The organism is Novosphingobium sp. TK46 (assembly GCF_055361525.1).
In genome coordinates this window covers 707029-722781 of sequence record NZ_CM143963.1, presented here as the reverse complement: position 1 = coordinate 722781, position 15753 = coordinate 707029, and the positions used below count along the sequence as shown (strand labels likewise).

Annotated in this window: 19 protein-coding genes and 1 tRNA gene; 13 read left to right on the top strand and 7 right to left on the bottom strand. The window is 63.9% G+C overall.

All coding sequences use genetic code 11. The features are described from left to right. Positions 1-8: 8 nt before the first annotated feature. Positions 9-749, bottom strand: coding sequence for a 4-hydroxy-tetrahydrodipicolinate reductase (gene dapB, locus ACXJ1Z_RS03370; RefSeq protein WP_463779536.1), 741 nt, complete (start codon positions 747-749; stop codon positions 9-11). 35 nt (positions 750-784) lie between these two features. Between dapB and ACXJ1Z_RS03365 the strand changes: the two genes are divergently transcribed. Continuing rightward, positions 785-1486, top strand: a complete 702-nt coding sequence (locus tag ACXJ1Z_RS03365) for an NAD-dependent deacylase (RefSeq protein ID WP_463781153.1) — start codon at positions 785-787, stop codon at positions 1484-1486. On the opposite strand, the gene ACXJ1Z_RS03360 is transcribed toward ACXJ1Z_RS03365, so the two are convergent. The 3 genes from ACXJ1Z_RS03360 to ACXJ1Z_RS03350 are packed head-to-tail and all read right to left on the bottom strand — an operon-like array spanning position 1479 to position 3102. Beyond that, complete coding sequence (locus ACXJ1Z_RS03360; protein ID WP_463779534.1) at positions 1479-1889, bottom strand: DUF1810 domain-containing protein; 411 nt, start codon at positions 1887-1889, stop codon at positions 1479-1481. The genes ACXJ1Z_RS03365 and ACXJ1Z_RS03360 overlap by 8 nt on opposite strands. Beyond that, the gene (locus ACXJ1Z_RS03355) at positions 1886-2650 is read right to left on the bottom strand and encodes a HesA/MoeB/ThiF family protein (protein WP_463779531.1); all 765 of its coding nucleotides are present in this window, start codon (positions 2648-2650) and stop codon (positions 1886-1888) included. The genes ACXJ1Z_RS03360 and ACXJ1Z_RS03355 overlap by 4 nt, the downstream gene beginning before the upstream one ends. Before the next feature lie 8 nt (positions 2651-2658). Then, the gene (locus ACXJ1Z_RS03350; RefSeq protein WP_463779529.1) at positions 2659-3102 is read right to left on the bottom strand and encodes a DUF983 domain-containing protein; all 444 of its coding nucleotides are present in this window, start codon (positions 3100-3102) and stop codon (positions 2659-2661) included. A 94-nt stretch (positions 3103-3196) separates the two neighbouring features. Here ACXJ1Z_RS03350 and ACXJ1Z_RS03345 point away from each other — a divergent pair, with 94 nt between their 5' ends. From ACXJ1Z_RS03345 to ACXJ1Z_RS03295, 11 genes are all read left to right on the top strand, one after another. Continuing rightward, a complete protein-coding gene (locus tag ACXJ1Z_RS03345) occupies positions 3197-4492 on the top strand; it encodes an MFS transporter (RefSeq protein ID WP_463779527.1) in 1296 nt (431 codons plus the stop codon). A gap of 15 nt (positions 4493-4507) precedes the next feature. Beyond that, the gene (locus ACXJ1Z_RS03340) at positions 4508-4831 is read left to right on the top strand and encodes a YnfA family protein (protein ID WP_463779526.1); all 324 of its coding nucleotides are present in this window, start codon (positions 4508-4510) and stop codon (positions 4829-4831) included. Positions 4832-4895: 64 nt separating this feature from the next. Next, positions 4896-4971 (top strand) — tRNA-Trp (locus ACXJ1Z_RS03335). Between the two features lie 28 nt (positions 4972-4999). Continuing rightward, the gene (locus ACXJ1Z_RS03330) at positions 5000-6493 is read left to right on the top strand and encodes a hypothetical protein (RefSeq protein ID WP_463779524.1); all 1494 of its coding nucleotides are present in this window, start codon (positions 5000-5002) and stop codon (positions 6491-6493) included. Between the two features lie 127 nt (positions 6494-6620). After that, on the top strand, positions 6621-6815 hold the full coding sequence (secE, locus tag ACXJ1Z_RS03325; protein ID WP_463779523.1) for a preprotein translocase subunit SecE: 195 nt from the start codon (positions 6621-6623) through the stop codon (positions 6813-6815). A 58-nt stretch (positions 6816-6873) separates the two neighbouring features. Next, positions 6874-7410, top strand: a complete 537-nt coding sequence (gene nusG, locus ACXJ1Z_RS03320) for a transcription termination/antitermination protein NusG (protein WP_463779521.1) — start codon at positions 6874-6876, stop codon at positions 7408-7410. 181 nt (positions 7411-7591) lie between these two features. Continuing rightward, positions 7592-8023: a 50S ribosomal protein L11 gene (gene rplK / locus ACXJ1Z_RS03315; protein ID WP_463779520.1), complete on the top strand. Its 432-nt coding sequence runs from the start codon at positions 7592-7594 to the stop codon at positions 8021-8023. A 2-nt stretch (positions 8024-8025) separates the two neighbouring features. Next, a complete protein-coding gene (rplA, locus tag ACXJ1Z_RS03310; RefSeq protein ID WP_463779518.1) occupies positions 8026-8727 on the top strand; it encodes a 50S ribosomal protein L1 in 702 nt (233 codons plus the stop codon). A 191-nt stretch (positions 8728-8918) separates the two neighbouring features. Continuing rightward, entirely contained in the window at positions 8919-9608 is a 690-nt protein-coding gene (locus tag ACXJ1Z_RS03305; protein WP_463779516.1) for a murein L,D-transpeptidase catalytic domain family protein, read from the top strand. A gap of 84 nt (positions 9609-9692) precedes the next feature. Continuing rightward, the gene (locus tag ACXJ1Z_RS03300) at positions 9693-10769 is read left to right on the top strand and encodes a L,D-transpeptidase family protein (protein ID WP_463779515.1); all 1077 of its coding nucleotides are present in this window, start codon (positions 9693-9695) and stop codon (positions 10767-10769) included. 92 nt (positions 10770-10861) lie between these two features. Then, positions 10862-11710: a TauD/TfdA dioxygenase family protein gene (locus tag ACXJ1Z_RS03295; protein WP_463779513.1), complete on the top strand. Its 849-nt coding sequence runs from the start codon at positions 10862-10864 to the stop codon at positions 11708-11710. Positions 11711-11783: 73 nt separating this feature from the next. On the opposite strand, the gene ACXJ1Z_RS03290 is transcribed toward ACXJ1Z_RS03295, so the two are convergent. Both ACXJ1Z_RS03290 and rimO read right to left on the bottom strand, forming a co-directional pair. Beyond that, positions 11784-12545 carry a competence/damage-inducible protein A gene (locus ACXJ1Z_RS03290; protein ID WP_463779512.1) on the bottom strand — a complete coding sequence of 254 codons (762 nt, stop codon included), beginning with the start codon at positions 12543-12545 and terminating at the stop codon, positions 11784-11786. 223 nt (positions 12546-12768) lie between these two features. Further along, positions 12769-14160: a 30S ribosomal protein S12 methylthiotransferase RimO gene (gene rimO, locus ACXJ1Z_RS03285; RefSeq protein WP_463779510.1), complete on the bottom strand. Its 1392-nt coding sequence runs from the start codon at positions 14158-14160 to the stop codon at positions 12769-12771. 85 nt (positions 14161-14245) lie between these two features. Between rimO and ACXJ1Z_RS03280 the strand changes: the two genes are divergently transcribed. After that, positions 14246-14638, top strand: a complete 393-nt coding sequence (locus tag ACXJ1Z_RS03280; protein WP_463779509.1) for a DUF1761 domain-containing protein — start codon at positions 14246-14248, stop codon at positions 14636-14638. Positions 14639-14660: 22 nt separating this feature from the next. On the opposite strand, the gene ACXJ1Z_RS03275 is transcribed toward ACXJ1Z_RS03280, so the two are convergent. Next, the gene (locus ACXJ1Z_RS03275) at positions 14661-15728 is read right to left on the bottom strand and encodes a potassium channel family protein (RefSeq protein ID WP_463779507.1); all 1068 of its coding nucleotides are present in this window, start codon (positions 15726-15728) and stop codon (positions 14661-14663) included. Positions 15729-15753: the final 25 nt, after the last annotated feature.

Here is a 15753-nt window from a genome sequence, read left to right as displayed (position 1 = left end):
CCGACCGTTCAAAGCCCCAGCACCTCGGGCATGGTATAGCGGCCCGCCGGCTTGCCGATCAACCATTGGCATGCACGCACCGCACCCTTGGCGAAGATCGCGCGGTTCTCGGCCAGGTGCGACAGGGTGATCCGCTCGGCATTGCCCAAAAACATCACCGAGTGATCGCCCGACACCGTGCCGCCGCGCAAGGCCGCGAAGCCGATCGTTCCCACGCCGCGCTTTCCGGTCACGCCGTCGCGTCCGCGCTCCGACGCCTCGTTCAAGTTCACGACGCGGCCCTCAGCCGCGGCTTCGCCCAGCAGTAGCGCGGTGCCCGACGGCGCGTCGACCTTCATGCGGTGATGCGTCTCGACGATCTCGATGTCCCAGTCCTCGCCGAGCCGGCTCGCCGCCTCGCGCGCCAGATGGGCGAGCAGGGTGACGCCGAGCGAGGTGTTGCCGGTCTGCAGGACAGGAATGGTCTCGACGGCGTGATCGATCAAAAAGTGATGGCGTTCTTCCAGTCCGGTCGTGCCCACCACGATCGGAATGCCAGCGGCGACAGCCGCATCGAGATTGCCTTCCAGACCGGCGGGCGAGGAAAAATCGACTAGAACGTCGCTGACCAAGGCGAGCGGCAGGGCATCTTCGTCCCGGCCGATACCACCGGCCACAGCTTCGCCCGCATCCGCGATCGCGGCTGCGATGGCCTGCCCCATGCGACCGGCGCTGCCGATGATGCCGATTCTGCGCCCCAGACTTGTCATTGCACGATCCCCTTTGAACGTGTCTCATGGCGGCGATGAAGGACATCCGCAACATCGTCATCCTCACCGGCGCGGGTATCTCGGCCGAGAGCGGCATCGATACGTTCCGCTCTGAAGGCGGGCTCTGGGAGAAGCACCGGGTAGAGGATGTCGCCACGCCCGAGGCGTTCGTCCGCGATCCCGATCTGGTGCTGCGCTTCTACGACATGCGGCGCGAGGCCATACAGACGAAGCAGCCCAATGCCGCGCATGATGCGCTGGCGAGACTGGACGCGCATTGGCCGGGCGAACTGCTGATCGTCACCCAGAACGTCGACGACCTGCACGAGCGCGCCGGGGCGAGACGCGTGCTGCATATGCATGGCGAGCACCTCAATGCCTGGTGTACCGCCTGCGACGTACGCTCGCGATGGACCGGCTCGCTGATCGACCGACCGCCATGCCCCGCCTGCGGGGAGCGCGCGCTGCGCCCGGACGTCGTCTGGTTCGGCGAGATGCCGTACCGTATGGACGAGATCTACGCGGCCTTGTCGCAGGCCGAGCTGTTCGTTTCTATCGGCACTTCCGGCGCGGTCTATCCGGCGGCCGGGCTGGTGCGGAACGCGCGAGAACTCGGCACCGCGACGCTGGAGCTCAATCTTGAGCCAAGCAAGGGATCGCTGTGGTTCGACGAGGCCCGCCATGGCCCGGCGACGCAAGTCGTGCCCGGCTGGGTGGAGGAACTGCTGGCTAGTTGATCAGCCGCAGCGTGGCGCCGTCGCGCTCGCCGAACCAGCGCTCGATCGTCGAACCGAACGGTGCTCCGGCGGCTTCGAACAGGGTCAAGGACGAGCGTAGCTTCATCGCGTCGACATTGCCGAAGACGCGCTCAGCCGTCGTGTCCGCCAAACCGTCGAGCGCGGCGACGCACTCGCGCAGCCTTGCACCGAGTAGCGGATGACCAAGGTATGCCCGCGCCTCTTCCAGAGACGTGATGGCATAACGTTGCGCCATCGCGCTATGGCCCAACCCTGCGATTTGCGGAAATACATACCACATCCAATGGCTTTGCTTGGCGCCATGCCGGATCTCGGCGAGCGCGGTGTCATAGCTGTCCGCCTGCGCCGCCACGAACCGGGCCAGATCGAACGATCCGCTCAATTGCCGCACCCTTTGCAATCCGGATCCTTGGCGATGTTCAAGGTGCGTAGCGAGGGGGCGAGCCCGTCGAGCAGGTGCAACTTGCCGAACTGTGGGTCGCCCAGCGCGGCGTGGCCTTCCAGCAGCACCCTGATCGCCTGCATCGCGCCGAACGTCGCGACCATGCCGGCCATCGCCCCAAGCACGCCGTCCGCCGCGCAAGTGTCGCAATCTTCCGCATCGAAGGCATCGCCCACGAAGCAGCGATAGCAGGCCTGTTCCGGCAAATGCCCGGCAAAGCTGGCAACCTGGCCTTGGAACCGCCCGATCGCCACGCTGGTCAGGGCGATGCCAGCGGCGACGCAGGCGTCGGACACGATAAGCCGCGTGGTGAAGTTGTCGCAGCCATCGAGCACGACATCCGCTCCATCGAGGATCCGCGCCACGTTGGCATGGTCGACCCGCTCGATAACAGCGCGGACATCCAGAGCGGGATCGAATCGGCGTACCCACTGCGCCGCGACTTGCGCTTTGGGCTGGCCGACATCGTCGGGTGTGAAGATGGTCTGGCGCTGGAGGTTGCTGAGGTCCACCGTGTCGGAGTCGGCCAGCGTCAGGCGGCCGATCCCGGCGGCGGCGAAATACTGCAGGGCAGGGCTGCCGATACCACCGCAGCCGATGAGCACGATGTGCGCATCGGCAAGTGCGACCTGCCCGGTGCCGCCGACTTCTGGCAGCACGATATGGCGGGCCAATCGCTCCAGCCGATCAGGAGCTAGCATGGCGCCGCTCATTCAGGACGCGACGGATCCACGCCGAGCGGCGCCTGCGCCAGGCGCTCCTTCTGGAAGCCATGCAGGCCATGCCACCATTGTACCGCGATCACCGCACCCTTGGTGGGCTGCAGCATGCCCAGCATCATCGCCACCGATAGCGGGATCAGGATGGCGATGATCGCCAGTGGCGATAATGGAGTATCCGCCATCGCGATCATGACCGGCGCCAGCAGATGGCCGACCACGAGGATGGCGATATAGGCCGGAAAGTCGTCGGCGCGATGATGTGACCAGTCCTGCCGGCAAGCGGCGCAATGATCGACCGACTTGAGCCACTTGCGAAACAATGGTGCCTGCCCGCAGCGCGGACACTTGCAGGTGATGCCACGCCGGGCGGCATCCCAGAAGGTAGCGGGCAGGGCGGAGGTGCCAGAAGCGCTGGCGTGGGTCGGGGTCATGCCATGCACATAGTGCCCGAGCGTCGCGAATGAAACCCGATCCGACGTCAACTTGGCGTTGCGCGGATGTCGAGGGCTGGCGCATAGTCAGGCGATGAACGAAGCTCCCGAGCGGCACCGGCTCCGCAACATCCTGGGCGGATCGGCCGGCAACCTCGTGGAGTGGTACGACTGGTACGCCTACTCTGCGTTCACGCTCTATTTCGCGCCGATCTTCTTTCCTTCGGGCGACCGTACGCTCCAGTTGCTCAACACCGCCGCGGTGTTCGCGGTCGGGTTCGTGATGCGGCCGATCGGCGCCTGGATCATGGGGATCTATGCCGACCGACGCGGGCGCAAGGCCGGTTTGACGCTATCGGTCACGCTGATGTGTACCGGCTCGCTGATGATCGCGTGCACGCCGGGCTACCGCACCATCGGCGCCTGGGCACCCGCGATTCTGGTACTGGCCCGGATGCTGCAGGGATTGAGCGTCGGCGGCGAATATGGTGCCAGCGCGACTTATCTGAGCGAAATGGCCGGGTCCAAACGGCGCGGGTTCTATTCCAGCTTTCAATATGTGACGTTGATCTCCGGGCAGTTGGTCGCGCTGGCGGTGCTGCTGGTTCTGCAGTCGACGATGTCGGACGCGGTGCTCAAGGCATGGGGCTGGCGCATCCCGTTCGTCATCGGTGCAGGGCTGGCGGCTCTGGTGTTCTATCTGCGCCGGCGTCTGGCCGAAACGCAAAGCTTCGCCAACGCGCAAGCCGCGGCGGTACCGTCCGACGTGCCCCGATCGAGCGGCACGGCCTTGTTCAAGCAGCACCCGCGTGAGGCTATGCTGGTCATGGCCCTGACCGCCGGGGGCACGCTGGCGTTCTATGCCTACACCACGTACATGCAGAAATTCCTCGTCAATACGAGCGGCTTCTCCAACGCCAGCGCCACCCGGATCACCGCTGCGGCGCTGTTCGTGTTCATGCTGCTGCAACCGGTATTCGGCGCGCTTTCGGATCGGGTGGGGCGAAAGCCGGTGATGATCGGCTTCGGTGTCTCGGGCGTGTTGCTGACGTATCCGATCTTTCGGCTGCTCGAAGGCACGACCAGTCCCTTTGCCGCCTTCGCGCTGGTTCTGGCGGCGCTGGTGGTGGTGAGCGGGTACACTTCGATCAACGCGGTGGTGAAGGCGGAACTGTTCCCCGCCCACATCCGCGCCCTGGGCGTGGCGCTGCCTTACGCGATCGCCAATACGATCTTCGGTGGCACCGCCGAGTACGTGGCGTTGTGGCTCAAGCTGCACGAGATGGAGCGGGCGTTCTACTGGTACGTCACGGCGATGATCGCGGTTTCGCTCGTCGTCTACGTCCGCATGCGCGACACGCGTCGCGCCAGCCTGATCCTTGAGGATTGAGGGGCACGGGGGAAGATGACACCGCTGGTCTACATCGCCGCTGCGTTAGCCGAGATCGCCGGCTGCTTCGCGTTCTGGGCCTGGCTGCGGCTTGGCAAGCCGGTGTGGTGGATCGGGCCGGGCATCGCCTCGCTTTGCCTGTTCGCCTACCTGCTGACGCTGGTCGACAGTGACAAGGCGGGTCGGGCCTACGCCGCATACGGCGGGATCTACATCGCATGCGCCCTGCTATGGCTGTGGCTGGTGGAAGGCGTGCGGCCCGACCGCTGGGACACGATCGGCGCGGTGGTCTGCCTGTCGGGTGCGGTCATCATTATGTGGGGGCCGCGGGGGCCGTGAGCAGAAACGGCCCGCGTACCGCTTGCCATTCCGCATCGGCCGTTCTACAGGCACCCCCGCCCGCAGGAGTGTAGCTCAGTTGGTAGAGCATCGGTCTCCAAAACCGAGGGCCGTGGGTTCGAGTCCCTCCACTCCTGCCAGGCAATATCGAAAGCAACCCAGGCGAACATGCACGGTTTGACCGGTCCCGAAGTCGGCACGATGACTGCGTTACGGGACTGGAAGCGCGACGTGGGGCTGTGGCTCGGCATCGTGCTTTCGCTTGCCGCGACGCTGCCCGTGCTGGTGGCCTGGGCGCCGCAGATGACCGACTATCCGTCGCATCTGGCCGGCTACAAGATCATGCTCGATCATGGGCGCGATCCGTTCCTGACGCGCTACTACAGCTTTCACTGGGAATGGACCGGCAATCTCGGCTCCGAATTGCTGATGGTGCCGCTCACCCCGTTGCTGGGGCTGGAGGCGGCCGGCAAATTCATCGCCTGGATTATCCCCCTGCTGACCGGCCTGTCGTTCCTGGCCGTCGCCTGGACCTTGCGCGGCCGCATCGGCGTCGGCGCGATCCTGGCATTCACCACGATCTGGTCGCCGGCGCTGCTGATGGGGTTTCTCAACTACTCGCTCAGTCTGGCGCTGGCGTTGTTCGCTTTTGCCGGCTGGGTCCGCTGGGAAGGCTGGCGCTGGCGGGCGCTGGCGATGGTGCCGATCGGTTTTGTCGTGTGGCTGTGTCACGTCTCCGGCTGGGGCGTGCTGGGCGTACTGGTGTTCGGCTACGAGTGGAGCCGGCGTAGCTGGAGAGAAAGCTGGCGCGCGATTGTGGCGCCATGGCCGCTGATCTTCCCGCTGTTCCCGATGCTGCTTGGCGCAGGCAGCAACACCAAGGTCGGCTACGGCCGCCAGGTGTTCGAATACAAGTGGTCGATCCTCTATCGCGCACTGCGCAGCCACGTCGAGTGGTTCGATATCGCCACCGTTTCGGTCGTCGTGGCGTTGCTGGTCGTGGCCGCGATCACCCGTCGGCTCGACGGGCGGCTGGGTTGGGCGGCGCTGATCCTCTTCATCCTGACGCTGATCGTGCCGCGCCATATCTTCGGCGGCGATTACGCGGACTACCGCCTGAGCACCGCCGCGCTGCTGGTCGCGTGCCTGGCGATAAACTGGCCGGCGCCGCGCTGGGGCCTGATCCTGGTCGGCTCGCTGTTCGCCATTCGTATCGCCATCACCACCCAGCATTGGTACGAGGATGGGCAGACTTCGCAGCGGATGATCCACGCGCTCGATCAGGTGCCGCAGGGCGCCACCGTCGCCACCGCGGTCGCAATTCCGCGCCGCCAATGGGAGTTCGGCAGCTTCGAGCACTTCGGCAGCTATGCGGTCGTACGGCGCAGCGCCAAGGAGAATTCAAACTTCGCGCTACCCGAAGTGCACTTGCTGGGCATGGCCGAGCGCAAGTACCGCCGCTTTGCCGATCCCAGCCAGCGCATCCTCTACGCGCCGTGGCAGCGCATCGACTTGCGTCGGTTCAAGCCCGCCAAGCAGGCCGATTACCTCTGGTACATCGGCACCGCGCACCCGGTTGCCCTGCCAGATGGCGCGCGCATCCTGTTCCGCTCGCCCAACTCGTTCCTCGCGCGGCTTGCAAACCGGCCAGAGTCTAGCTAGATCGCCTTCCTCTTCCGACAGAAGAAAGCTCTCTGCCCCTCCCGGCCTCGGCCGGGGCGGCGATGAAGCCTAGCCGGAAGACAGGCAACTTCCGCTATTCCGGCGGGCAGGCAAGAGACGAACGAGCATGGCCAAGACCAGCCCCGGCGAATTCATTCGGCAAGTGCGCGCCGAAGCATCGAAGATCTACTGGCCCTCGCGCCAGGAAACGATCACGACCGGGATCTTCGTGGGGCTGATGACGGTGTTCCTCGCCGTCTTCTTCCTGGGCATCGACACGGCATTCGGCACGTTCGTGCGCTGGCTGCTGTCGCTGATCTAATCTGCACTTTCGTTCCGGCCGCGCGGCAGACGCACCGGGACCGACCAAGAGAGACGAAATGGCCCGCTGGTATATCATTCACGCCTATTCCGGCTTCGAGAGCAAGGTGAAGGAAGCCATCCTCACCGAGGCCGAGCGCCTGGGTTTGTCGCATTACGTCGAGGACGTTCAGGTCCCTTCCGAGATGATCAACGAGGTCAAGCGCGGTAAGAAGGTCCAGACCGAGCGCAAGACCATGCCGGGCTACGTGCTCGCCAAGCTTTCGCTCAGCGACGACGTTTACCACCTCATCAAGAACACGCCCAAGGTCACCGGTTTTCTGGGCAACAACGGCAAGCCGCAGCCGATCAGCGAAAGCGAGGCCTCGCGCTACTTCGGCGCCGCCGAGGCCGCTGCCGCCGCCCCGCGCAAGACGATCAACATCGATTACGAGATCGGCGACTCGGTCAAGGTCCTCGATGGCCCGTTCGCGACCTTTAACGGCGTGGTCGAGGAACTCGATTTCGACAAGAACCGCGTAAAGGTTTCGGTTTCGATCTTCGGTCGCGCCACCCCGGTCGAACTCGACTTCGAGCACGTCGAACTTTCCAAGTAATCCGCAATGCCCCGTTCGGGGGTATCGCTGGACATCGTGCGCCGATCGCTGTATCGGCGCGCGCTTCCGGTCGAGGCAGCTCGATCGGGCATCGTGCGGGAGGAAGGGGCCAGCTCTTCCGTCTGACCGCTTAACATGAGCCGCACCCTCGGGTCGGCAAAAGTGTGAAAGGAACGCCCTCGTGGCAAAAAAGATTAACGGTTACATCAAGTTGCAGGTGAAGGCTGGCTCCGCCAACCCTTCGCCGCCGATCGGTCCGGCGCTGGGTCAGCGCGGCGTGAACATCATGGAGTTCTGCAAGGCGTTCAACGCCGCCACGCAGGAGCTCGAGAAGGGCATGCCGATCCCGACGATCATCACCGTCTATTCGGATCGCAGCTTCACCTTCGTCACCAAGACGCCTCCCGCCTCGTTCCTGATCAAGAAGGCCGCCGGCCTCAAGTCGGGTTCGAAGACCCCGGGCAAGGATTCTGCCGGCACCATCAAGCGCTCGCAGCTGACCGAGATCGCTCAGACCAAGATGGCCGACCTCAACGCGAACGATATCGACCAGGCGACCAAGATCATCGAAGGCTCCGCGCGTTCGATGGGTCTCGAAGTGGTGGAGGGCTGATCATGGCTAAGCAGACCAAGAAGGCACAGGCGCTCACCACCAAGCTGGGCGACAACATGAAGCTCTACCCGGTCGACGAGGCGCTGACGCTTCTGCGCGATCTGGGCACCGCCAAGTTCGACCAGACCATCGAAGTCGCGTTGAACCTGGGCGTCGATCCGCGTCACGCCGACCAGATGGTCCGTGGCATGGTGTCGCTGCCGTCGGGCACCGGCAAGACCGTGCGCGTCGCCGTGTTCGCCAAGGGTGACAAGGCTGCCGAGGCTCTGGCCGCCGGCGCCGACAAGGTCGGTGCCGAAGACCTGATGGAAGACATGCAGGCCGGCAACCTCGACTACGATCGCGTCATCGCGACGCCGGACATGATGGGCGTCGTCGGTCGTCTGGGTAAGCTGCTGGGCCCCAAGGGCCTGATGCCGAACCCCAAGCTCGGCACCGTGACCCCGAACGTCACCCAAGCGGTCAAGGACGCCAAGGGCGGCCAGATCGAGTTCCGCGTCGAGAAGCAGGGCATCATCCACGCCGGCATCGGCAAGATGTCGTTCTCCGATACGGACCTGCGTACGAACTTCGACGCGTTCGTCGATGCCATCGTCAAAGCCAAGCCATCGGGTTCCAAGGGCAAGTACGTGAAGAAGATCACGCTTTCGTCGTCGATGGGCCCGGGCCTCAAGATCGACACTGCTGAGATCGCTGGCGCCTGACGCCACGCTGCTTCTATTCGATGAAGGCCGGCGGGGGAGACCCTGCCGGCTTTTTTCGTTCCGGGCTTTGTCGCGACAGATAACCATTCTGTCGCGAGTTTGGCCAAAAACGTACCCAAGTGCACAGACTCGTAAGAAACGATGAGCTACGGGCGCGTCTGCGTCCAAAATAATGGTCTATATTCAATACGATGATACCACCACTCATGATTGGACGGCGGCAGTTGGTGCTTTCAGGCATCGTGGCCGCCGCCAGCGCATGCACCGGTTCGCCCAAGCACCTCGTCTCGGCGTCCAGGTCTCCCCTGTCGGGATCGTTGCCCGCAGCGGATCTGACGCAGGCGCGGACGGTGCCAATCGCAGCGAACCCGGCGCGCGAACCCCGTATCGTGCAAGAAGCACTTGCCGCTCTCGATCGGCATAGCCGCATGGTAGCGCATCGCGACCGTATCGCGATCGTCGACTTCTCCGGCCCGTCCTCCAAGCCGCGCATGCAGGTGCTGGATATCGCGTCGGGCAAGATGACCGACTTCCTCGTCGCCCACGGGTCCGGCTCCGATCCTGGTCATACCGGTTATCTTCAGCGCTTTTCCAACGTGCCGGACTCCAACGCCTCCAGCCAGGGCGCTTTCGTTACTGCCGATTACTACGTCGGCAAGCATGGTCGATCGCAGCGTTTGCTTGGTCTGGACCCGACCAACAACAACGCACTCGAACGCGCGATCGTGGTCCATGGTGCATGGTACGCCAATGCCGACATGATCCCCGCGCATGGCAAGCTGGGCCGCAGCCAAGGCTGCTTCGCCGTCGGCGAGAACGAACTCGCGCGCTTGTTCGATCTGCTTGGTCCCGGACGCATGATCTACTCGGCCAAGGCGTAACGACTGTCCGCCCCATGTAGGCGATCCTGTGGAACATGGTGCATCACACGAGCGTTAGATTCCCGATATAACGGGAGCGTATGCTTGAAAGTTGTTCTTACCTTGTCGGTCGCGGTGCTTGCGCTGGCGGGTTGTCGTCAGGCCGCGCCTGATGCCACCCAGCAGCCAAAGACGCAGGCATCGGCCGCGTCCCCCGTGGCAGGGTTTGGCTTCGTCGATGCTCCCGATTCGGGCCCGCCGTTTACGGCCCCGCCTGCGATGGCGCTCGAAGTTGCCTTAGACCGCCTCGGCTTTTCCTCCGGCGTGATCGACGGAAAGACGACCCGTTTCGACACGGCAGCCTTGCGCGGTTTCCAGGCGGCGCATGATCTTCCCGAAACCGGTAAGCTTGATGACGCCACCAAGCAGGCGCTTGGCGATGCGGCGAAGATGCCGGCCACGCGAATGGTCAGGGTTCCGGAGGATTTCGCCAAGGGGCCATTCATCCCTGACTTGCCCAAGGAAACCTCGAAGCAGGCCAGTTACGATCATCTGTCCTATCGCAATCTTACCGAAGCACTGGCCGAGCGGTTCCACACCACGCCCGAGACGCTCGCGGCGTTGAACGGCGGACCCAATGCAACGGTTCGGGCCGGAGCCACCATCCGCGTACCGAACATCCCCGAGGTCGATCCGGCGACGCTCGGAGAGGATGCGCGCGACTGGAACAAGACCCTGGTCACCTTGGGTGTCTCACCTGATCAGCCCAAGGCCGACAAGGTGGAAGTCTCCAAGTCGCAGGGGATGTTGCGTGCGTATGATGCCGCGGGAAAGTTGCTGGCGCAGTTTCCGGTCACTACCGGCAGCGCGCACGATCCGCTGCCGATCGGTGACTGGAAGATCCTGGGTGTCAGCAAGAACCCCGATTACCACTTCAATCCCAAGCTTTTCTGGGACGTCAGCGATTCCAAGAAGGATGCCTTGCTCAAGCCCGGCCCTAACGGACCGGTCGGTGTGGTCTGGATCGACTTGTCCAAGGATCACTACGGTATTCACGGAACCGGGGAACCGGCCTCGATCGGTAACAGCGAGAGCCATGGCTGTGTGCGTCTGACCAACTGGGATGCCGCGCGGCTTGCTCAGATGGTGAAAGTCGGCACGGCGGTGGTGTTCAAGAAGTAGCCTCGTTCGCAAACCCGTTTACGCGCAGTGCGAACCGGTCTAACAGCAGCTGCTGTACACCTGTTCAGCACATAAAATCCGGGAGCGGGCCAATGGCTATCCACTTCGAGAACATCAAGGAATTCATCGGTTCGCGCGTTGTCTGGGACGACCGACAGGATCTTTTCACCCCCGAGGCAGCGGCGGCAATCCGCACCAAGGTGGAGGAGCGGACAGTTGTCGTCTTTCCGCAACTCGACCTTACGGATGAGGAGCAGTTGAAGATCACCGACCTGATGGGGGGCACCGTACGCCTGACGGCACGCAACAACCAGCAGGCCAACAACGAAGACGTCTATCAGGTAACGCTCGACGAAAAGATCAATCCGCAACCCGAATATGTGCTGGGCACGTTCTTCTGGCACATGGACGGTATCACCGTCGACATGCCGCCGCCGTTCGCCACGCTGCTGTCATGCCGCATCGCGCCCGACAAGGGTGGCGAGACCGAATTCGCCAGCACTTATGCGGCCTACGAAGGTTTGCCGGACGAGGAGAAGGAAGCCCTGGAGGGGATGAAGGCGGTCCACTCGGTCCGTGCAAGCCTGTCACCGATCGCCGACGCCATCCCCGAGAAGCACCGCGAAAAGGTGCTGGGGATCGGCCTGATCAAGGAGCATCCGGTGGTCTGGACTCACGAGTCCGGGCGAAAGTCGATGGTGATCGGCACGACCGCCGATCATATCGTCGGTTTGAACGTCCCCGCCGGACGCGCACTGCTGATCCGCTTGCAGGAGTGGGCGGCCCAGCCGGCGTACTCCTTGCGGCACAAGTGGACCAAGGGCGACTTCGTGATTTGGGACAACACCGGCGCGATGCACCGGGCCATACCTTACGACAAGTCGACCGGTCGCATGATGCACCGCACGTCCATCGCCGGCAGCGAGACGGTAGCGGCCTGACACTGCGGTACCTCGTTCGCAGGTTTCGTACGAGGTACCAGACGCGGCCACGTGAGGCGGCTACCGATCGGCGTCAGATCCCGCCGATCATGGCCGGCTTGCCCAGAGCTTCGAGGCCTTGACCAAGTGACTTTGCGCAAGCGGCGAGCTGCTCGGCGTCGACCGAGCGTATGACGAAGTTGGCGCCTCCACGGCCTTCGCGCCAGAAGGGATAACTGCCGATCTGGCAGCTCGGATGGTCGGCCTCGGTCTGGCTCAACAAGCTGGCGACTTCGCTTTCTGCCACCCAGCACCCGACGGTTTCGGTCAGTAACAAGGCGCCACCCGGCAGCGTGCCCGATAACGCATCCAGCATGCCGGCGGTAATCTGCGGCACGCCAGCCATGATGAACAGGTTGCCAAAGCGGATGCCGGGCGCGCCGGTGAAGCGGTTGGGGATCAGTTCGGCCCCTTGCGGCACGCGCGCCATGCGCAGACGTGCATCGTTCAAACCGCCTTTTGCCTCGTAATATACTTCGAGGATTCGGCGCGCCTCGGGGTGGACGATGACCGGGACGCCAAGCGCTTCGGCGATGGCGTCGACGGTGATGTCGTCATGAGTCGAGCCGATGCCCCCGGTGGTAAACACATAGTCGTTGCGAAGGCGCAGTGTGTTGACGGCTTCGACGATGGCGGCGGTGACATCGGCGACCACCCGCACCTCGGCAAGCCGGATGCCCTGGATGCCGAGCCAGGCGGCGACCTGCGCGATGTTCTTGTCATGCGTGCGCCCGGAAAGGATTTCGTCGCCGATCACGATGAGCGCGGCGGTGTAGATGCGGGATGAATCGGCCATGGCTGCAGGACTAGGGCAATTGCGGGAGCGCTGCCAGTCGGCGCGGCAGGTCGATCGCGTGGCCCATGCGGGATCGAACAAAAAAAGGGCCGATCCGAGGACCGACCCTATGAAAGTTTGGGAGAGGATGCCTGAAAGGCACGCCCTCTATGCTGACGTTTACGTCATGCTGCAAGTGCGAAACAGACAGCCTGACATGCAAACTTTGCAATCGAAAGCGCAGTTACGATGGCCTGTCGGTTAGCACCGCACCATACAGGTCGTGCGCGTCGGCATCTTCGATCAGGGCTTCGACGATGCTGCCGGGTCGAAGTTGCGCGTCGACCTGGCGCAGGTACACCGCACCATCGATCTCCGGTGCGTCTGCCTGCGAGCGGCCAGTTGCACCGATATCACCATCCTCGTCAGGCTCACCGACCTCATCGATGATCACCGGCAAGACGCGGCCAATCTTTGCGGCAAGCTTCGCGGCGCTGATGGCGGCGGTCTTTTCCATGATGCGGGCGTAGCGCTCTTCCTTGACGGCCTCGGGTACCGCTCCGGGCAGCAGGTTGGCAGCAGCACCTTCGACAGGTTCGAAGCGGAATGCGCCGACCCGATCGAGTTGAGCCTCCTCCAGCCACTCCAGCAGGTACTCGAAATCGGCCTCGGTCTCTCCTGGAAAGCCGACGACGAAGCTCGACCGGATGGCAATATCGGGACAGATCTCGCGCCATTTGTGCAGGCGCTCCAGCACCTTGGCTTCGTTTGCTGGTCGTTTCATCGCGCGCAGCACGTTGGGTGCCGCGTGCTGGAACGGAATATCGAGGTACGGCGTCAGCAGCCCTTCAGCCATCAGCGGGATGACCGAATCGACATGGGGATAGGGATAGACATAGTGCAGGCGCACCCACGGCCGCACCCCGTCGGGCGACCGCAACCCGCCAAGTTCGCGCGCCAGATCGGTCATGTGCGCACGGACCGGTTGACCATGGAACATGCGCTCTTCGTGGCGAATATCCACGCCATAGGCCGAGGTGTCCTGGCTGATCACCAGCAGTTCGCGCGTACCGGAGGCGACCAGCTTTTCAGCCTCGCGAAGTACGGCATCGATCCGACGGCTCGCAAGTTTGCCCCGGATCTGCGGGATGATGCAGAACGCACAAGCGTGGTTGCAGCCCTCGGAAATCTTGAGGTAGCTGTAATGGCGCGGAGTCAGCTTGATGCCCCGCTCGTCCGACGCTTGCGGTATGAGATCGAGATAGGGGCCAAGTTCAGGCGGGGCCGCCTCGTGAACCGCCTCGACGACGGCCTCGTACTGATGTGCGCCGGTCACCGCGAGAACTTGCGGGAAACGGGCGCGGATCGCCTCGGCCTCGTTGCCCATGCAGCCCGTGACGATGACGCGACCGTTCTCGGCGATCGCCTCACCGATGGCGGACAGGCTTTCCTCCTTGGCCGAGTCGAGGAACCCGCAGGTATTGACCAGGACGACGTCAGCGCCCTGATAGTCCGCGCTCATCGCGTAACCATCGGCGCGCAGCCGCGTGAGGATGCGCTCGCTGTCGACGAGCGCCTTGGGACAGCCGAGGCTGACCATGCCCACCTTGCGGGCCGAGGGAAGTTCTAATGCCATGGAACGCGGCGCCATATACCTTTTCGCACCTTTTCGCTACCATTGCGAAAGGCAGCCGGCACAACGCCGCGCGGGAGAGACATCGATGGGTCCGGTAAACTGGTTGGCGGTGGTCCTTGCCACCGTTCTGGCTCTGGCCCTCGGGATCGTGTGGAACGGGCCGATGTTCCGCACGGGGCGCCCCTTGCTGGGCGGTCCGGCGCGTTCGCCCGGCAAGTTCTGGATGGTCGGGCTGATCCTGCTGCTGGCGGCGATCATGCTGGGGCACAACTTCGCGCGGATTGGGGCCGCGGTGCTCGATGCCAGACCGTGGCTCTATTTCATGCAGACCGGCGGTGTCGCGTTGTTCTTCGTCATCCCCGCCGTGTGGCTGACGCATGCGCGGTCGGGAACCGAACCGATGCGACGGCTGCTCGACTGCGGGTTCTGGCTGATCGCCTACCTCGCCATGGGGGCGGTCTTCTGGCTGCTGGGCTGAACCTGCGGCGACGGGCCGAGGATCAGCCGCGTGAGGGGCCATCGACAGGAGCGGTGCTTTCCTTGTCGCAGGTGGGCGCGATCTCGACGATCTGATCGCCCGCTTCGAGCCGCTTGGCGCCGTCTTCCCAGAAGCCGATCGCCTTGCCGTGGCGATAGATTCGCAGACCTCTGCCGCCGCTGGACAGGTCCGACAGTGGTCGGCCCACCTCTTCGGGGGTTGCGGCGCGCTCGACAAGTTGCACCCTGCCACCGACCGAGGCTAGATCGGACAGGTACTCCGATACGTGCCGCCCCTGTGCCGAGCCTGCCAGCATAAGACCGGTGATGCGCACCGGATTGATGACGTTGTCCGCGCCGGCCTGCCGTGCCAGCAGTTCGTTGTCGTCGGCGCGCACAACGGCCGTGATCGGCACCTTGGGCGCCAGATGCTTGACGGTCAGGATGATCAGGATCGAGGTATCGTCGCGCCCGGCCGACACCAGCACGGCGCGCGCCTGATCGATGCGCACCGCCGCCAGAGTCGCATCGCGCGTGGCATCGCCTTCGAGGACGTTGCAGCCGGCGGCTTCGGCATGTTCGAGCCTGGCGCTGCCCTGGTCGACCACGACGATTTCGTGCGGATCAGTGCCGCGGGCGATCAGTTCGCCGACCGCCTCGGCGCCGCTGACGCCATAGCCGAGCACGACGATGTGGCCCGACAGTTGTTCCTGAATGCGGCGCATGCGCCATTTCTCCCAGCTACGCCGAATCACGAATTGGTAGGCCGTTCCCACGAAGATGAAGATCACCGCGAACCGAATCGGCGTGACGATTACCGCCTCGATCAGCCGCGAACTGTTGCTCACCGGGGCGATGTCCCCAAACCCGGTGGTGGTGATCGAGATCATCGTGAAATAGAATACGTCGAGGAAGCTGACCACGCCGTCGTGGGCGTCCTTCAGCCCTTCGCGGTCGCTCCAGTGGATCAGCACGACCAGGAACACCAGTCCCAGCGCCGCGCCCAGGCGTAGCGCCAGGTCGGCCCAGACCGGGACCGCCAGCGCGCGGCGCAAGGGCTTGGCTGCGCGTGTCGGGGGACGTCGTATCATGCGGGCCAAAGCGCAATACGCGGCT

Excerpts from the sequence above, each read along its gene's own strand:
- ACXJ1Z_RS03290 (WP_463779512.1), bottom strand. The coding sequence starts at position 12,545 with ATGGCCGATTCATCCCGCATCTACACCGCCGCGCTCATCGTGATCGGC.
- rplA (WP_463779518.1), top strand. The coding sequence starts at position 8,026 with ATGGCTAAGCAGACCAAGAAGGCACAGGCGCTCACCACCAAGCTGGGC.
- ACXJ1Z_RS03350 (WP_463779529.1), bottom strand. The coding sequence starts at position 3,102 with ATGACCCCGACCCACGCCAGCGCTTCTGGCACCTCCGCCCTGCCCGCT.
- ACXJ1Z_RS03330 (WP_463779524.1), top strand. The coding sequence starts at position 5,000 with ATGCACGGTTTGACCGGTCCCGAAGTCGGCACGATGACTGCGTTACGG.
- ACXJ1Z_RS03365 (WP_463781153.1), top strand. The coding sequence starts at position 785 with ATGAAGGACATCCGCAACATCGTCATCCTCACCGGCGCGGGTATCTCG.
- nusG (WP_463779521.1), top strand. The coding sequence starts at position 6,874 with ATGGCCCGCTGGTATATCATTCACGCCTATTCCGGCTTCGAGAGCAAG.
- dapB (WP_463779536.1), bottom strand. The coding sequence starts at position 749 with ATGACAAGTCTGGGGCGCAGAATCGGCATCATCGGCAGCGCCGGTCGC.
- ACXJ1Z_RS03295 (WP_463779513.1), top strand. The coding sequence starts at position 10,862 with ATGGCTATCCACTTCGAGAACATCAAGGAATTCATCGGTTCGCGCGTT.
- secE (WP_463779523.1), top strand. The coding sequence starts at position 6,621 with ATGGCCAAGACCAGCCCCGGCGAATTCATTCGGCAAGTGCGCGCCGAA.
- ACXJ1Z_RS03280 (WP_463779509.1), top strand. The coding sequence starts at position 14,246 with ATGGGTCCGGTAAACTGGTTGGCGGTGGTCCTTGCCACCGTTCTGGCT.
- ACXJ1Z_RS03340 (WP_463779526.1), top strand. The coding sequence starts at position 4,508 with ATGACACCGCTGGTCTACATCGCCGCTGCGTTAGCCGAGATCGCCGGC.
- ACXJ1Z_RS03345 (WP_463779527.1), top strand. The coding sequence starts at position 3,197 with ATGAACGAAGCTCCCGAGCGGCACCGGCTCCGCAACATCCTGGGCGGA.
- ACXJ1Z_RS03305 (WP_463779516.1), top strand. The coding sequence starts at position 8,919 with ATGATACCACCACTCATGATTGGACGGCGGCAGTTGGTGCTTTCAGGC.
- rimO (WP_463779510.1), bottom strand. The coding sequence starts at position 14,160 with ATGGCATTAGAACTTCCCTCGGCCCGCAAGGTGGGCATGGTCAGCCTC.
- ACXJ1Z_RS03355 (WP_463779531.1), bottom strand. The coding sequence starts at position 2,650 with ATGCTAGCTCCTGATCGGCTGGAGCGATTGGCCCGCCATATCGTGCTG.
- ACXJ1Z_RS03275 (WP_463779507.1), bottom strand. The coding sequence starts at position 15,728 with ATGATACGACGTCCCCCGACACGCGCAGCCAAGCCCTTGCGCCGCGCG.